Origin of the sequence: Catenulispora pinisilvae (genome assembly GCF_015356865.1) — a bacterium.
Classification (GTDB): domain Bacteria; phylum Actinomycetota; class Actinomycetes; order Streptomycetales; family Catenulisporaceae; genus Catenulispora; species Catenulispora pinisilvae.
On sequence record NZ_JAAFZA010000237.1, the window covers coordinates 1 to 15552 of the forward strand.

The following is a 15552-nucleotide window of genomic DNA, read 5'->3' on the forward strand; positions in this document are numbered from 1 at the left end:
GTGCCGGGGGGCGTCGGTGCGGTGGCCGGGGCCTGGGCCGGCAGTGAGCCGGCCGGTGCGCCCGGGCCTGCGGCGACCGTGGCGTGGACCGCCTCGGCCAGCATCAGGCGGAGCTTCATCGTCTCCGTGAGCTTGGCCTGGTTGTCCTCCTGGCCGCCGTAGGGGACGTCGATGGTCTCGATGACGCAGCGCGCCACCTCGTTGCCCGCCGCCTCGGCCAGGGTCCGGGTGAAGATCTGGGCCGCCTCGTGGAAGGGGCCCGGCTCCTCGGTCGCGGCCCGCATGCGTTCCAGGGCCGCGGTCAGCTGTTCGCGCTGGGGCGGGTGGATGCGGCGGGCGGCCAGCTCGGCCATCAGCGTCAGCAGGGCCGTGCGGACCTCGCCGAGCTCGGCGACCAGTTCTGGAGAGGATTCGTACTCCAGCTGCACGGTCAGGACCAGCGGGTCGAGCAGGTTCCACTCGGCCTTGGGCCGGACCGTGGTGCCGCGGCCGTGGCGGATGCGCAGGACGCGCTTCTCCTCCAGCGCCTTCAGCGCCTCGCGCAGAATGGTGCGGCTGACCGCGAACTCGGCCGCGAGCGCCGCCTCCGGGGGCAGATCCGTGCCCGGCGGGAACTCGCCTTCCAGTATGCGTAGCAGCAACCGCTCGACGACGGCGTTGGCGAGGCGGGCGGGCCGGATGACCCGGTGGACGTTCCATCCCTCGACGTACATGCTGCTGGTGCTCCTCGATCGTGCTGCTGCGTCACTGGCCGTCGCGCGGGGTCCGCCCGGCGTCCAGGCATCCGGTGTGATGTACCGACTTGCGCGCCAATGTACGAGCCGAGGTCTACTCAAGGCAGCTATCTGAGGGCTATTCCATCCTAAATGATGAATCCGCGCCTGCCTTGTCGGCGCGGTGGCGGCGGCGACGCTTGATCAGCAGGAACAATGTCAGAGCCGTGATCAGCGGGAGCCAGCGGTTCTTCTCGTATCGGCCGCTCCAGACCGCCGCCAGCGGGTCGTCGGAAAGCGATTCGTCGAGAGCCGGCGACACCGCGGGAACGATCGGAGGATTGGTGATCTTCTCCGATTCCGATTCCCCGGATTTATTTGACAGCGATTCCACTACAGCGGGTACCGCGGCTTCCTCGGCTTCCGCAGCTTCCTCGGCTTCGTCAACTTGGCCGGCTTCCGAAGGTTCGTCAGCTCCGTCAGCTCCGTCAGCTTCCTCGGCAGCCCGGTACTCCGCGGCCAGCGTCTCGATCCAGGCCGCGCCCAACGTCTCCACAGCCTCGTGCCAGTCCGCGCGCCCGAACTCCAAAGCGCGCCCGGAGAGCTCCAACTCCGGCACCACCGAGATGACGGTCCGCTCCCCCGCGTCCCCGGCCGGGCCCAGCGTGACCCGTAGATACCCGGCCAGCGCACCGTCGCCCCGTGCCTGCGCGGCGTCCACGGCGATGTCCAGCGTCCCCTTGTGCGCCTCGGCTCCCGCTATGCACGCGGTGCCGCGATAGGTGATGGTGGCTCCGGCCCCGCCGGCCCCGATCCGCAGCTTCAGCCGGCCGGCGACCACGTCCCCTGCGACCCCCTCGGGGCCGTCGGCCGGGGGCACCGTGTGCACCGCGTCGACGGTCAGGCCGGGCACGGCCCGCGCCATCTTCTCGGGATCGGTGAACGCCAGCCACATAGTCCGGTGCCGCACTGGCACCTCGACCTCGAACGCCATCGCGTACCCACCCCCTTGCCGGGAAGTCACCCGCGTTTCCGCCATCGGAGCGGACCGCGTGCCTGGTGGCACGTTACCAGCGCTTGGACATCCCGCGGCTGACCTTGGTGACCAGATTGCGCGGGACCAGCTTGGCCACCGCGGTGATGGCCTTGTACTGCATGCTCGGCACGCTGACCGCCAGGCCCCGCCGCAGGTCGCGCAGGGCGCCCTCGACGATCTCGTCGGCCTGGAGCCACATCCAGCCCGGAATGTCGGCGGTGTCGATGTCGGCGCGCTCGTGGAACTCGGTGTGCGTGAACCCCGGGCAGACCGCGACCACCCGCACGCCGGTGCCGTGCACCTCGGCGGAGATGGACTCGCTGAAGTTGGTGACCCAGGCCTTGGCCGAGCTGTAGGTGCCGCGCGGCACGAAGCCGGCGACGGACGACACGTTGATGATCGCGCCCTTGCCGCGCTCGATCATGCCCGGCAGCGCCGCGCGGGTCAGCCGCAGCACCGCACGCACCATGACGTCCAGCATCGCCTCCTCTTCCTCGACGGGATGCGACAGGAAGGCGCTGCCCTGGCCGAAGCCGGCGTTGTTGACCAGGACGTCGACCCCGCGCAGCGGATCGGCCAGCCGGTCCTCGACCAGCGCCCGGCCGTCCACGGTGGCCAGGTCGGCGGGCAGCACCTCGACCTTGCCCGCGCCCAGCAGGCTGAGCTCGGTGGCGGCGCTCTCCAGGCGCTCGGAGTTGCGGGCCACGAGCACCAGGTCATAGCGGGCCGCCGCGAAACGGCGGGCGAACGCGGCACCGATGCCGGCCGTCGCCCCGGTAATCAAGGCCGTCGTCATGGCCTCAAGCCTGGCATGCCCCCTCCGGCGCCACCAGAGGGGGGTGCCCGGTGCAGGACCGTCCTGGTGGCGACGACGTCGCCACCGCCCCCGGCGTGCGGATACGTGTGCCAGCTGCGCCACAGCACCCCGGCCAGCCGGGCCGGCAGCGGCTCGACGACCACCGCGGTCACGGCGTCGGGGATCTCCGGGAACACCGCGATCGTGGCGCCGGGCAGGGCGTCGGCGTAGTCGCGCAGCGCGCCGGCCCAGGCCGGGAAGTGCTCGGCGGCCACCTCGCGGACCTCGCACCGGACCTCGTAGTGGTAGCCGTCGCCGAGTTCGCGCTCTATGGCTATCGGCAGCGGGCCCGGGGCGGCGTCGCGGCAGGCCACGGTCTCCCGGCAGACCAGGCGGCCGAGGTCGGCGGTGCGGACCAGGATCTGGTGCGAGGCGCCGAGGATGCGGACCTCGACGTCGAGCGGGCCGATGGGATGCAGGCCGGTGTGTAAGGGGGGTTGGTCGGGGGCCTCCAGGGACCACGACAGCTCCGAGGCGCGGACGTCCCTATAGGGGACCGATAAGGGAGCGATCATGCCTGATCAACGACTCGCACGCGGCCAAGGTCACGAAGAAAGCGTATGGTCCGACGATTTGATCAGCTGACCGGCCAATGGTCGGGCGCGAGCCCCGGATCAGCGGATCAGCGGCGACCCCGGCCGCGGCCCTTGTCTCGGCCGCCCCGGCCCCGACCGCCCTTATCGCGGCCGCCGGCGTCCTGTCCGCTGCCGTTGTCGCGTCCGTTGTCGCGTCCGTTGTCGCGCCCGTTGCTGCTTCCGCTGTCACGCCCGTTGCCGCTGCCGCTGTCGCGCCCGTTGCCGTTGCGCTCCCTGGCGGCGCCGCCTTCCTCGTGCTCCATCTGCCGGCCGTGCTCGGTCTCCCGGTGCATCACGGCCTTGCGACGCCCGACCATCGGCAGGCCCAGCATGCCCAGCCCGGCTCCGGCCAGACACGTGTAAAGCCACCAACCGTGGCCGTCGGAAATCAGAGTGGAACGAAAAGGTAACAAGATGACGAACGCAGCAGCCCACAGGCCGATGCCGATCCAGATAACCTTTGCCTCGTTGATCTGCATCGGCTCCAGAATCGGCCGGCCGGCGCGGCCTCGTTGGGCGGTGCGACCGGAAGAGTCACGCTCCGGCGTGCCCTCGGGTTCCTCCGCTCTGCGCCTGCGGCCCTGGGTTGTCATGTGGACAGGATATCGGCGGTCCGAGATCTCCAGGCGAGGAGTGGGAGTTGTCAGTTCAGACGGGAAGCGAAGGCGGTCCCGGCGGGGTGGGCGTTCTGGAACGCGCGTTCAAGGTGCACGAGCGGGGATCGACCTACATCCGCGAGGTCCGGGGCGGCCTGGCCACGTTCTTCACCATGGCCTACATCCTGGTGCTGAACCCGATCATCCTGTCCGGCCCCAAGGACAAGTTCGGCCACGTCCTGAGCCACACCCAGCTGGTCACCTCGACCGCGGTGGTGGCCGGGGTGATGACGCTGATCATGGGCATCGGCGGGAACCTGCCGCTGGCCATCGCCGCCGGGCTCGGGCTGAACGGGGTGGTGGCCTTCACCCTGGCCCCGACCATGTCCTGGCCGGACGCGATGGGCCTGGTGGTCCTGGAGGGGCTGGGCATCTGCCTGCTGGTGGTCACCGGGCTGCGGCAGAAGATCATGGACGCCATCCCGCTGGCCCTGAAGAAGGCGATCGGCGTCGGCATCGGCCTGTTCGTCGCCTTCATCGGCCTGGTCGACGCCGGGTTCGTCGGCAAGGGCGACGGCACCCCGGTCACCCTCGGCACCGGCGGCACGCTCAAGGGCTGGCCGATGTTCGTGTTCTGCATCGGCGTCCTGCTCACCCTGTGCCTGCTGGTCCGCAAGGTCCCCGGCGGCCTGCTGATCTCGATCGTCGGCACCACGGTGCTGGCGATCGTGGTGAACAAGATCGCGAAGGTCCCGGACGCGGCCTGGGGCACCATCGCCCCGAAGGTCCCGCACGGCGTGGTGGCACACCCGGACTTCGGCCTGCTGGGCAAGTTCAGCCTGTTCGGCGGCTTCCACCACGCCGGCGTGATGACCGCGATCGTCTTCGTCTTCACGCTGATCCTGGCCGACTTCTTCGACGCGATGGGCACCATCATCGGCATCAGCGGCGAGGCCGGCCTGCTGGACGACGACGGCCGGCTCCCCAACATCGGCCGCGTGCTGTTCATCGACGGCCTGGCGGCCTCGGCCGGCGGCGCGGGCTCGGCGTCGTCGAACACCTGCTTCGTGGAGTCGGCGGCCGGCGTCGGCGAGGGCGCGCGCACGGGACTGGCGAACATCGTCACCGGCGGGCTGCTGTTCCTGGCGGCGTTCCTGACCCCGGTGCTGACCATCGTGCCGTCCCAGGCGGCGGCGCCGGCACTGGTCGCGGTCGGCTTCCTGATGATGACGCAGGCCAAGGACATCAACTGGGACGACTGGGAGATCGCGGTCCCGGCGTTCCTGACGATCGCGCTGATGCCGTTCACGTACAGCATCACCAACGGGATCGGGGCCGGGTTCATCTTGTTCTGCGTGCTGAAGGTGGTGCTGGGCAAGGCGCGCGAGGTGAACTGGCTGATGTGGATCGTGGGGGTGTTCTTCGTGGTGTACTTCGCGCTGGATCCGATCAAGCAGGCGCTGGGGATCGAGTAGCGGTTTCGGGGGTGGCAGGGGCCTGGCCGAGGCCCCTGCCGGGTAGCTCAGTCTTCCTTGAACATCTCCACGATGGCGGAGAAGTCGATGACCGCCGGGAACGGCCGCTCGACTTCGAGCCGGTCACGGTGGACACCGGCGAGGCGGTAGACCTGGTCTGGGCCGAGTTCGTGGACGTAGACGTCGACGTGGCCGCCATCGTCCTCGACTCGCCAGAAGTTCGGGATGCCAGCCGCCGCATAGAGCTGAGGCTTACGCTCGCGATCCCGGATCTCCGATTCACGGGACACCACTTCGATGACTAGAAGGACATCCTCAACAGGCACATCCGTTTGATCGAGGCTCTGTACCGCATGCTTGTCGGCAACGATCACGTCCGGTTCAGGACGTTGGCGGGGCGCCAGTGTCGTCGTCATCCGATGGAACACGTAGAACTCAGCCGGTGCCTGGTTCTGAAGTTGCCGAGCCAGGCGGTCGGCCAGTGTCGAGTGAAGATAGGTCTGGGGGCTCGGAAAGACCAGGCTCCCGTCGATCAGCTGGGTGTGCGAAGGCAGATTGGGAATCCGGTCGAGATCTTCGGCAGTGAAGCCTTCGTCGGGCGGGATGAGCCAGTCCGGCAGCCCTTCTGTGCGCATAAGCACTGGGCACCTCCGATCGCAGGTGGCAGTTGTATCAATACCCAGTGTGCACAAATCAGCGAAACGCCGCGCCGATAACAGCAGCATTCACCCATTCAGAGCATTGCCATGCTCAGAACAAGCCCTACCGCCCCCGCGCCTTCACCAGCCCGGTCTCGTAAGCCAGCACCACGGCCTGCACCCGGTCCCGCAGCCCGAGCTTCATCAGGATGCGGCCGACGTGGGTCTTCACGGTCGCCTCGGACAGGAACAGCGTCCCCGCGATCTCCGCGTTCGACATTCCCTGCGCCACCAGTAGCAGCACCTCGTGCTCGCGGTCGGTGAGCACGGTCAGTTCCGGGGGCGCCGGCTCGCTCTCCGAGGGGAGCATCGGGGCGAACTTGTCGAGCAGCCGGCGGGTGGTGGACGGCGCCACCACCGCCTCGCCGCTGTGGACTGCGCGGATCGCGGCCAGCAGGTCCGGGGGCGGGACGTCCTTCAGCAGGAAGCCGCTGGCGCCGGCCTTCAGCGCCGCGAAGGCGTACTCGTCGAGGTCGAACGTGGTGAGCATCAGGACCCGGGGGCGATCGCCGCGGGCCACGAGTTCGCGGGTGGCGGCGACGCCGTCTAGGCGGGGCATGCGGACGTCCATCAGGACCACGTCGGCCTGGAGGGTGGCCAGCAGGTCCAGGGCGGCCTGGCCGTCGCCGGCCTCGCCGACCACGGCCAGGTCGGGCTGGCTGTTCAGGACCATGCGGAAGCCGGTGCGCAGCAGTTCCTGGTCGTCGACCAGGACGATGCGGACGGGGGCGTCGGTCTCGGTCGGCGGTTCCGGCGCGGTCTGGCTCAACGTCACGACTCCTGGGATTCGGCCTGCGGTTCGCTCCGGTCGGCGGACTCCGGGCCGGCGAACGGCAGGATCGCCTCCACAGCGTAGCCGCCGGAGACGTGCGGGCCGGTGACGAGTGTCCCGCCGAAGACCGAGACCCGCTCGCGCATGCCGACCAGGCCGTGCCCCATGCCGTCGCCCGGGGCCTCGGCGCCGCGGCCGTTGTCGACGATGCGCAGCACCAGGCAGTCGTCGGTGTACATGAGCGCCACCGAGGCCTTCACCTGGGGGCCGCCGTGCTTGCGGGTGTTGGTCAGCGACTCCTGCACGATCCGGTAGACCGCCAGCGCCAGGCCGGTCGGCATCTCCCGCGGCACCCCCTCCACGGTCAGCGCCACCTGCAACCCGCTGGAGCGCACCTGCTCCAGCAGATCGCCCAGCTGCTCGATGCCGGGCTGCGGGGCGAAGGTGCCGGCGTCGTCGGCCGAGCGCAGCACGCCGAGCATCCGGCGCATCTCGGTCAGGGCGGTGCGGCCGGTCTGGGCGATTGCCAGCAGCGCCTTGCGGGTCGCCTCCGGGTCCTGGTCCAGGGCGTAGGTGGCGCCGTCGGCCTGCACCACCATGACCGAGACGTTGTGCGCGACCACGTCGTGCAGCTCGCGGGCGATGCGGGCGCGCTCGGCGGCGGCGGCTATCTGGGCCTGCGCGTCCCGCTCGCGCTCCAGCCGCTGCGCGCGGTCCTCCAGGCGCACGTAGTACTCGCGCCGGTACCGCATGGAATCGCCGGCCACCCAAGCCAGGCCGACCAGGCCGCCGATCAGGACGGCGACGAACACGAAGGTGACCCAGTTGAAGTGCCCGGTGTGGTTGTACGGCGCCTCACCGCCCTGGTAGCAGCCCGCCTGCTGCCCCGGTTCGGGCGGGCCGCACGCCGTCTGGTCGTCGAACAGGTGCAGCAGCTGGAACTGGATCAGTCCGCCGACCCAGACCAGGCCCATCGCCGGCATCGACCAGCGGCGCTGGCAGTAGGCGGCGACCGTGTAGAGGTAGATCAGGAACGCGAAGTCGGCGGCGTTGAAGGCCGCCGCCGCGGCGAAGAAGCTGAGGAAGCCCGCCACCGCGGCCACCGCGAACGTGCCGCGCGGCCACCGGCGCCGGAAGATCAGCGGTACCGTCGCGGCCGCCACCAGTGGCGCGACCAGCCACCGCGCCGCCCGGCCGGGATGGTCGGACGCCATCAGCGAGGCCAGGCCGACCACCAGCAGGAAGGCGGCCGGGATACTGTCGATCAGCTTCGGGTGGCGCTGAATCCAGGCGTAGACGCGGGACACGCCTTCAGCGTAGGCGCCGCCCCCGGGTCCGGACATGGCGCCGAGGGATGATCCGGTGGTCATCCTCAGGTCGCATGAGCTGGGCGGTAGCGTGGCGCCCGTGACGGAATGGGTGACGTGGCGCACGGCGATGGAACGGGCCCTGTACGGCCCGGACGGCTTCTACCGGCGGCCCGGCGCCGGACCCGCGGCGCACTTCCGGACCTCCGCGCACAACCCGGTGTTCGCCGAGGCCGTGGGCCGGCTGCTGCTGCGGGTGGACGAGCGGCTGGGCACGCCGGGGCGGCTGGACTTCGTGGACATGGCGGCCGGGCGCGGGGAGTTGGCAGCCGGGGTGGTGGAGTGGCTGGCCGCCGAGGCGCCGGAGGCGGCCCGGCGGCTGCGGGCGGTGGCGGTGGATCTGGGGCCGCGACCGGAGGGGTTGCCGGAGGCGGTGGAGTGGGCCGGGGCGGCGCCCAGCGGGGTGGTCGGGTTGGTGGTGGCCAACGAGTGGTTGGACAACGTGGTGTGCGATGTCGCTGAGGTCGGGGCGGACGGGATCGCTCGGATCGTGGAGGTGGACACCGGTAAGGAGGTGGACACCAAGGAGGTGGACACCGATAGGGAAGTGGACACCGACAAAGGGGCAGAGCGGTTGGGGGCCGTGCCCGATGCGGAGCAGCGGGAGTGGTTGGCACGCTGGTGGCCGCTGGGGGTCGAACCCGGCGCCCGGGCCGAGATCGGCCTGGACCGGGACGCGGCGTGGCGCTCGCTCGTGGACCGGCTCGACCGGGGCGTGGCGGTGGCCGTCGACTACTCCCACGCCGCGGCCGACCGTCCGCGCTTCGGCACGCTGACCGGCTACCGGGACGGGCACCAGGTACCCGCGGTGCCGGACGGGACCTGCGACATCACCGCGCACGTGGCGCTGGACTCCTGCGCGGCGGCGCTGGGGCCGGGGATCGAGACCGTGCTGACCACGCAGCGTGCCTATCTGCGGGAGCTGGGGATCTCCGGCGCGCGCCCGGATCTGGCGCTGGCCTCGTCCGATCCGCTCGGGTACCTGCGCGGGCTGAGCCGGGCCTCTTCGGCGGCCGAGCTCACCGACCCGGCCGGGCTCGGCGCGTTCGGCTGGCTGTTGTCCTTCTCAGGCTGCTGAGACGCTCCTCGGCCGAGCGCGATCGTCCCGCGCGACCCAAGCGCTGGATCACGCCAGAGCATCGGTATCCCGCCATCCCGTCCCCGCTCCGCCCAGCCTCATCGGCCACTGTCGAACACCGCTGCGGACGCCACCGCCGAGCGCCAGGGCAGCATCGGCGCGGCCACCATCGCAGGGCCCGCATAACGCCTCGACAACGATCCACTCCTCCAAGTTTCACCAACCGTGTTTGGGGTAGAGAGTCCGATTGCGCCCCGACTTTGTCAGACCCGCTAGCTAGAATGTGCGTATGACAGCATTCTTCAGCAAGAAGGATCTGGAACGGCTGGCCGGGCCGCGTTCCTATCAGCGGGGGGTGGCCTCCGTCCCGGCCGTCGACGCCCTGGGGACTTCGGGGGCGGAGATCACGGCGACCGTCTACGGGTCGGAGCCGTGGCAGGTGCGGCTGGACCGGCGGCCGGCCGGTCTGGACTACTCCTGCGACTGCCCGCGCGGGATGGTCGGGGAGTTCTGCCGGCACTGTGTCGCGGTCGGGCTCGTGTATCTGGACGGGCCGGTCGAGAAGACGCGCAGCGCGGAGTTCATCGCCGCGCAGCGGGAGATCGCGGGGCTGCGGCGGCTGTTGGGGATCCTGGACCGGGAGGATCTGATCGGCCTGCTGCTGGACTGCGCACACGACGACCACGACCTGCGTCGGCACCTCGCCGCGCGGGTCGACGAGATGGTGGCCCCGGGCACCGACGTCAACGACACCGAACTGCGGCTGGCCGATGTCCGGGCCCTGACCGACCCGGCCAGCGCCATCCCGGTCTACAAGAAGCACATCGAGGCGCGGATAGCGGCCCGGAACCGCCGCGACTACGCCGAAGCCGCGCGCTACCTCCAGCACCTGAAGGCGGCGTACCAGCGGCTGCACCTCAAGTCCGAGGCCGTGGCCTACATCGAGGGCCTGCGCGCCGCCAACGCGCGCAAGCACAACCTGCTGGAGGAGCTGGCCAAGCGCGGCTTGTAGCCGCCAGACGCGACAGCGAGTACAGCACCCGAACGACCGGCGGCCGCCATGGGGCGGTGGCCGCCGGTCTCTATTCCTCCTGACCCAGTCCTCGCCTACTGATCCAGGTCCTGGCCTACTGGCCCAGATCCTCGCCTACTGATCCACGTCCTCACGCGCCATCCGTTCCCGCCGCTTCATCAGCGTCCACCACAACAGCAGTGCCAGGCACACCGCCAGCAGCCCGGCCGCGACCAGGATCGTCGGGCTGCTCGACGAGGACCCGGCGCCCGGCGTGCCCGCCGCGTCGTTCGAGCTGGCCGGCGCCGGGGTCGGGGTCGGGGTGTCGGACGCGCTCGGCGTGGCGCCGGAGCCGTCCGTGCTGCTGGTGGTCGGCCCGGGGGTCGCAGAGCTGCTCGACGGGACCGACGGAGTCGACGGGGCCGAAGGCGTCGGCTGCTGCGGCGGCGACTGCACCGTGACCGTGCCCGCCACGGACGACTGTCCCACCAGCGTCAGCCCGGCCGGGCCGAGCATCACCGGCACCGCCAACGGCTGGACCGGCGTCGGTGAAGACGGCAGGCCTGGTGTGGACGCCAAGCCCGACCCCGACCCCGAGGTCGAGCCCGAACCCGGTCCCGCGGCCGAGCCGGAGGTCGAACCCGAGCCCGAACCCACAGCCCCGAAAGCCCCGGCCCCGACCGTCACCCGCACCGAGAACTGCGCCGTCCCGCCCGCCGCCACCGCCAGGTCCGGCAGCACGGTCGCGTGCATCGGCACCGAGCCCGCGGCATCGACCACCGAGACGCCGTGCCACGCCCCGCCGCTTGCCTGTACTTCCACCTTCACGTCCGAAGCGTGCGCGACGCACCCCGTCGGACCGTTCGGGCACAGCATCAGCACCACCGGCACGTGCTGCAACCCGACGTCCGTCGGATTGGTCAGCTTCCCGGTGAACACCGTCGCCGTCCCCACCCGCGCCGAGGCCGTCATCCCAGAAGCCTGAAACGCCGGCCCGGTCACCGGGATCGCCGCGACCACCGACGCCCCGTCGGCCGAGGCGGTCACCTTCACGTCGTCGACCGCCGTCGTCCCCGGCGACAGCCGCAGCTTCAGGACCTGGCTGCCGCCGGCCGGGATCGTGACGCTGTCGGTGACCCCGAACGACCCCTGGCCGGCCGGGATCGTCTCCGTCTCCCACGCCCCGCTCGCCAGGTTGTAGTGGTCCAGCCGCAGCGACACGGTGCTGACACCCGAGCCCTCGGACGTCAGGTTGACGTTCACGTCCCCCGAGTAGCCCTGGCCGCCGACGTCCTTGACCGTGACGTCGACCTCGCGCTCGGGCAGCTGCTGCCCCGGCAGGTCCAGCGGCAGCTGGGCGGGCACGGACATGGACAGCTGCACGCCGTTGGCCGCGACGCCCGACACGGTCTGCTGCTGGGGCGCCGACGGCGGCGTGGCCGCCGGGCCCGCCCCCGCCGCGACCGCCGTCCCGGCGAGTGCACCCGCCCCGATCGCCCCCGCTCCGATCACTGCCAGGCCCGTCACGACAACACGAAGCCTTCGCCTCATATCCGACCCCTGATCACCCCGCGGCCCGTCGACGCGGGCCTCCCACCGCTTAGACGCGATGCGGCGGTTCCGGTTGCTTGTCGTCACCGAACCGTGATCGGCGGCCCCGAACCCGGCCCGGAACCCGTCCTTGAACCGCCCTTGAACCGCCCTTGAACCGCCCTTGAACCCGGCCCTGACCCCGCGCCGGACGCCCCCGGACGGTCAACCGCCCGACCCCGGCCGGGCCGCCTGGCAGAATGGCCGCCATGACCTCCCAGCAGCTCACCGAGCGCATCGCGGGCACCGGCACGGGCCTGGAGACCACCGACATGGTCCTCAACATCGGCCCGCAGCACCCGGCCACCCACGGTGTCCTGCGGCTGCGGCTGGTGCTGGACGGCGAGCGCATCGTCTCGGCCGAACCGATCATCGGCTACATGCACCGCGGCGCCGAGAAGCTGTTCGAGGTCCGCGACTACCGGCAGATCATCGTGCTGGCCAACCGGCACGACTGGCTCTCGGCGTTCGCCAGCGAGCTCGGCGTGGTGCTGGCGGTCGAGCGGATGCTCGGGATGGAGGTCCCCGAGCGCGCCACCTGGGCCCGCACCCTGCTGGCCGAGCTGAACCGGATCCTCAACCACCTGATGTTCCTCGGCTCCTATCCGCTGGAGCTCGGAGCGATCACCCCGATCTTCTACGCCTTCCGCGAGCGCGAGGAGATCCAGGCGGTGATGGAGGAGATCTCCGGCGGCCGCATGCACTTCATGTTCAACCGGGTCGGCGGCCTGAAGGAGGAGCTGCCGCTGGGCTGGACCGACCGGGTCCGGGCGGCGATCGCCAAGGTGCGCTCCCGGATGTCCGACATCGACCGGCTGATCACCGGCAACGAGATCTTCCGGGCCCGGACCCGGGGCGTCGGGGTCCTGACCCCCGAGCAGATCGCCGCCTACGGGGTGTCCGGCCCGATCGCCCGCGCCTCCGGCGTCGACTTCGACCTGCGCCGCGACGACCCGTACCTGGCCTACGGCGAGCCGGAGGTGCGCGACAAGCTCAAGGTGGTGACCGGCGAGCGCGGCGACTGCCTGGCCCGTTTCGAGGTGCTGCTGGCGCAGGCGTACAACTCGCTGGACCTCGCGCAGGCCTGCGCCGACAAGCTGGACACGCTGCCGACCGGGCCGATCAACCAGCGGCTGCCGAAGATCCTGAAGGTGCCCGAGGGCCACACCTACGCCTGGACCGAGAACCCGCTGGGCATCAACGGCTACTTCCTGGTCTCGCACGGCGACAAGACCCCGTGGCGGCTCAAGCTGCGCTCGGCCTCGTTCAACAACATCCAGGTGCTCTCCGAGGCGCTGCCGGGAACGCTGGTGTCGGACATGGTGGCGATCCTGGGGTCGATGTTCTTCGTGGTCGGCGACATCGACAAGTAACGGTGACGAGTAGCGCCGACATGTAGCAGCGACAAAGGGCGGCGGCAAGGAACGGCGGCCGGACAAGAAAATCGCCCCGCAGCAGACCTGCGGGGCGATTTTCGAGGAAACCTCAGGGCATTTGAGAAACCTCAGCCGGTCCCGGTCTCCCGGTGCTCGATCTTGGCCATCTGCTGGGTCTCGTCGTACATGGTCAGGTCGACCGGCGCCGCGTTGGACGTGGTGCCCTGATCCGCGCCGAGGTAAGGCCGGTACAGCCGCTCCGGGGCCACCGGGCGGCCCTGCGGCAGCGCCGGGGGCAGGCCGTCCTCGCGCTGGCGCGGCACCACCACGCCGGGCACGGTGTACGGGTCCTGACCGGGGCCGGCGACCTCACCGGCGACGTCGAACCCGACCTCGTCGCGCACCGCCAGCACCGCCGAGCGCAGCGGGCGCGGGGCCCGGGCGAACAGCTCGGCTTCGGCCCGCGTGCCCTGAGCGGCCTGCGCGTTCTCGGGGTGCGCGGCCTCGGCGACCGGGGTCAGCGGCACCGGGGCGTCCTGCATCCGGACCGGCACCGCGGCGGCCGGCCGCAGGTCGATCTCGGCGCCGACGCCGTAGCTGCCGTAGTCCGCCTCATAGGCCGCGGCCGGGTCCTGGACCGTCTGGGGGTCGTAGCCGTGCCGGGCAGCGTAGGCCGGGTCGTATTCGAGCTCGTACGGCGCCGTGCGTGCCGCGGTGTAGCTCGCGAACGTGTGGTCGTGCACCGACACCGGTTCGAACTGCCGGTCCGGCTCGAAGGGCTGGACCTGGGCGAAGGACTGCACCGCCGACCGGGTCAGCTCGGCCGCGGCCGTGGTCTGCTGCACCCACGCCGAGAGCACCGCCAGGTCGTGCTCGGCCCGCACCCGGGCGGCCTCGGAGGCGTCCGCGCGGACCTGCTCCCCCTTGGCCCGCTCCTCGAACAGGACGACGGTCTCCTCGGCGGCCAGCGCGTCGGTCTTGAGATCGGCGATCTGTTTGTCCCGCCGCGCGGTCTCATAGCGCAGCTCGGCGGCATGGTCCTCGCGCATCGTGGCCACCAGTTCGCGGCGCGACGTACGGTCGCGGCGCGCGGCGAGCACGGACAACGAGGAGAAGACGGCCCCGGCGGCGGCCATGCCGACGCCGAGCCGCAGATGGAGCGAATCGCTCCACACAAGAGTGGTCGCGATGCCCGCGGCCGCGCCCGTCAGGGACGCGGAGGTGGCGACGATCGAGGGCCATGCCGGGCCGGCTATGTCGCCCCCGCGTCGCTGGGCTTGGAGCTGCCGAGCGTGACGCATGGCCGAACATTACTGGTTGCGGGCTCGCACGGACAAGCGAAACGTACGAGCGATACCGGGCACGCGGATATCAAGATCTTGCAAATAGCCAGGGTTCGGACATACCCGACGAATCAAGACCCTGAATGGTTGGACTCACGCCGCACCGGAAAGGTCCCGTCCGGACGGTTGCGCACCGGACGCGTCGGGGTGGCCGTCTTGCTCTTGGTCCCGCTCCCGTTCTTCGGCAGCGCGTCGTCCGGGCCGCTGGGCGGCACCCGCAGCACGTACTCCAGATACAGCGCCGCGGCGACGAGCGCCAGCCCGCACAGGACCGTGATCCCGCAGACGACGGCCCGGCTGCGGAAGGTGTCGACGCTGAGCTTGCTCAGCAGGAACACGCCGTACCCGGCGTAGACGCCGGAGACGATCGCCCCGACCATCGACGAGGCCTTGGCGAACATCACCGCGCGCGCCGCCTGCAACGGGTCCAGCGGCTTCGGCGGGCGCTGCCCGGGCAGGATCGGCGGGGTCGGCTCCCCGTCCAGGACCCGCTGCACGGCCTCACGCTGCGCCTTGAGCCGCGCACGGAAGGCGAGCGCGGTGGCCAGGATGATGACGGCCAGGATCGCCGGGGTCAGCGGGGCGGAAGCCGGGACGCCGGGCGGGATGCCGTAGTGCGACCAGAGTTGGACGCCGCCGTAGGACAAGGCGCCGATCACGAGGAACGCGACCGCGAGTGCCAGAGGACGGGTGGGCTTCACAGGGTCCACGGTACGCGGCCGGTACGCCGGGAAGCGAGCCGCTGCGGCTCCGGCGCCCGGCGGAGCGGCCCACGGCCGCGGCGAAGGCCCGCCCGGGCCTGGGACGAGGCGCTGACCAGTGGCTGAGTCGGGGCCGGACAATCCGCCGGCGACCGCTTCGGGACCCGGCCGACGCGCCGGGGCGGCGATCGGGGTGGCTGGCCGGTGCGCTGGCTCGCTGGCTGGCTGGTGCGCTGCCTAGTGCGGTGGCCGGATTGGTTCACCGGGTTGGTGGTGTGGTCACCTGTTGGACGAGAGTCGGGTGCGGAGGCCGCCGGTCGTGTACGGGGTTTAAAGGCGTTGTTGAGAAATCGGCAGATTTCGG

At 71.0% G+C, this 15552-nt stretch carries 15 protein-coding genes; 4 read left to right on the top strand and 11 right to left on the bottom strand.

Going from position 1 to position 15552, the window contains the following annotated elements; translation table 11 throughout:
- The 5 genes from IZR01_RS40090 to IZR01_RS40110 all read right to left on the bottom strand — a co-directional run.
- On the bottom strand, positions 1-713 hold a 713-nt coding region (locus tag IZR01_RS40090; RefSeq protein ID WP_194926897.1), incomplete at its 3' end, for a FadR/GntR family transcriptional regulator.
- A 139-nt stretch (positions 714-852) separates the two neighbouring features.
- Complete coding sequence (locus tag IZR01_RS40095; RefSeq protein ID WP_194926898.1) at positions 853-1707, bottom strand: SRPBCC family protein; 855 nt, start codon at positions 1705-1707, stop codon at positions 853-855.
- Positions 1708-1780: 73 nt separating this feature from the next.
- Positions 1781-2545, bottom strand: coding sequence for an SDR family NAD(P)-dependent oxidoreductase (locus IZR01_RS40100; protein WP_194899051.1), 765 nt, complete (start codon positions 2543-2545; stop codon positions 1781-1783).
- The gene (locus IZR01_RS40105; RefSeq protein WP_194926899.1) at positions 2542-3120 is read right to left on the bottom strand and encodes a DUF2617 family protein; all 579 of its coding nucleotides are present in this window, start codon (positions 3118-3120) and stop codon (positions 2542-2544) included. Before IZR01_RS40105 ends, IZR01_RS40100 begins: the two co-directional genes overlap by 4 nt.
- Positions 3121-3227: 107 nt before the next feature.
- Positions 3228-3659, bottom strand: a complete 432-nt coding sequence (locus IZR01_RS40110; RefSeq protein ID WP_194926900.1) for a DUF2530 domain-containing protein — start codon at positions 3657-3659, stop codon at positions 3228-3230.
- Positions 3660-3820: 161 nt separating this feature from the next.
- Between IZR01_RS40110 and IZR01_RS40115 the strand changes: the two genes are divergently transcribed.
- On the top strand, positions 3821-5251 hold the full coding sequence (locus IZR01_RS40115) for an NCS2 family permease (protein ID WP_228561132.1): 1431 nt from the start codon (positions 3821-3823) through the stop codon (positions 5249-5251).
- Between the two features lie 47 nt (positions 5252-5298).
- Here the strand turns inward: IZR01_RS40115 and IZR01_RS40120 are convergent, their stop codons facing one another.
- The 3 genes from IZR01_RS40120 to IZR01_RS53775 form a co-directional block, all read right to left on the bottom strand.
- The gene (locus IZR01_RS40120) at positions 5299-5886 is read right to left on the bottom strand and encodes a Uma2 family endonuclease (protein ID WP_194926901.1); all 588 of its coding nucleotides are present in this window, start codon (positions 5884-5886) and stop codon (positions 5299-5301) included.
- Positions 5887-6013: 127 nt separating this feature from the next.
- Entirely contained in the window at positions 6014-6718 is a 705-nt protein-coding gene (locus IZR01_RS40125; RefSeq protein WP_194926902.1) for a response regulator, read from the bottom strand.
- A gap of 2 nt (positions 6719-6720) precedes the next feature.
- A complete protein-coding gene (locus IZR01_RS53775) occupies positions 6721-8028 on the bottom strand; it encodes a sensor histidine kinase (protein ID WP_194926903.1) in 1308 nt (435 codons plus the stop codon).
- 100 nt (positions 8029-8128) lie between these two features.
- Between IZR01_RS53775 and IZR01_RS40135 the strand changes: the two genes are divergently transcribed.
- On the top strand, positions 8129-9166 hold the full coding sequence (locus IZR01_RS40135; protein WP_323747239.1) for an SAM-dependent methyltransferase: 1038 nt from the start codon (positions 8129-8131) through the stop codon (positions 9164-9166).
- Between the two features lie 289 nt (positions 9167-9455).
- Positions 9456-10178, top strand: a complete 723-nt coding sequence (locus tag IZR01_RS40140; protein ID WP_194900041.1) for an SWIM zinc finger family protein — start codon at positions 9456-9458, stop codon at positions 10176-10178.
- Between the two features lie 135 nt (positions 10179-10313).
- Here the strand turns inward: IZR01_RS40140 and IZR01_RS40145 are convergent, their stop codons facing one another.
- Positions 10314-11705, bottom strand: coding sequence for a hypothetical protein (locus IZR01_RS40145; RefSeq protein ID WP_194926905.1), 1392 nt, complete (start codon positions 11703-11705; stop codon positions 10314-10316).
- Between the two features lie 263 nt (positions 11706-11968).
- Between IZR01_RS40145 and IZR01_RS40150 the strand changes: the two genes are divergently transcribed.
- On the top strand, positions 11969-13141 hold the full coding sequence (locus tag IZR01_RS40150; RefSeq protein ID WP_194897321.1) for an NADH-quinone oxidoreductase subunit D: 1173 nt from the start codon (positions 11969-11971) through the stop codon (positions 13139-13141).
- A gap of 131 nt (positions 13142-13272) precedes the next feature.
- Here IZR01_RS40150 and IZR01_RS40155 read toward each other — a convergent pair whose 3' ends face one another.
- Together IZR01_RS40155 and IZR01_RS40160 are read right to left on the bottom strand one after the other, a co-directional pair.
- Complete coding sequence (locus IZR01_RS40155) at positions 13273-14445, bottom strand: hypothetical protein (RefSeq protein ID WP_194926906.1); 1173 nt, start codon at positions 14443-14445, stop codon at positions 13273-13275.
- Between the two features lie 113 nt (positions 14446-14558).
- Positions 14559-15188: a DUF3180 domain-containing protein gene (locus tag IZR01_RS40160; RefSeq protein WP_194897323.1), complete on the bottom strand. Its 630-nt coding sequence runs from the start codon at positions 15186-15188 to the stop codon at positions 14559-14561.
- Positions 15189-15552 lie beyond the last annotated feature (364 nt).

Excerpts from the sequence above, each read along its gene's own strand:
- IZR01_RS40095 (WP_194926898.1), bottom strand. The coding sequence starts at position 1,707 with ATGGCGTTCGAGGTCGAGGTGCCAGTGCGGCACCGGACTATGTGGCTG.
- IZR01_RS40110 (WP_194926900.1), bottom strand. The coding sequence starts at position 3,659 with ATGCAGATCAACGAGGCAAAGGTTATCTGGATCGGCATCGGCCTGTGG.
- IZR01_RS40140 (WP_194900041.1), top strand. The coding sequence starts at position 9,456 with ATGACAGCATTCTTCAGCAAGAAGGATCTGGAACGGCTGGCCGGGCCG.
- IZR01_RS40155 (WP_194926906.1), bottom strand. The coding sequence starts at position 14,445 with ATGCGTCACGCTCGGCAGCTCCAAGCCCAGCGACGCGGGGGCGACATA.
- IZR01_RS40100 (WP_194899051.1), bottom strand. The coding sequence starts at position 2,545 with ATGACGACGGCCTTGATTACCGGGGCGACGGCCGGCATCGGTGCCGCG.
- IZR01_RS40150 (WP_194897321.1), top strand. The coding sequence starts at position 11,969 with ATGGCCGCCATGACCTCCCAGCAGCTCACCGAGCGCATCGCGGGCACC.
- IZR01_RS40105 (WP_194926899.1), bottom strand. The coding sequence starts at position 3,120 with ATGATCGCTCCCTTATCGGTCCCCTATAGGGACGTCCGCGCCTCGGAG.
- IZR01_RS40120 (WP_194926901.1), bottom strand. The coding sequence starts at position 5,886 with ATGCGCACAGAAGGGCTGCCGGACTGGCTCATCCCGCCCGACGAAGGC.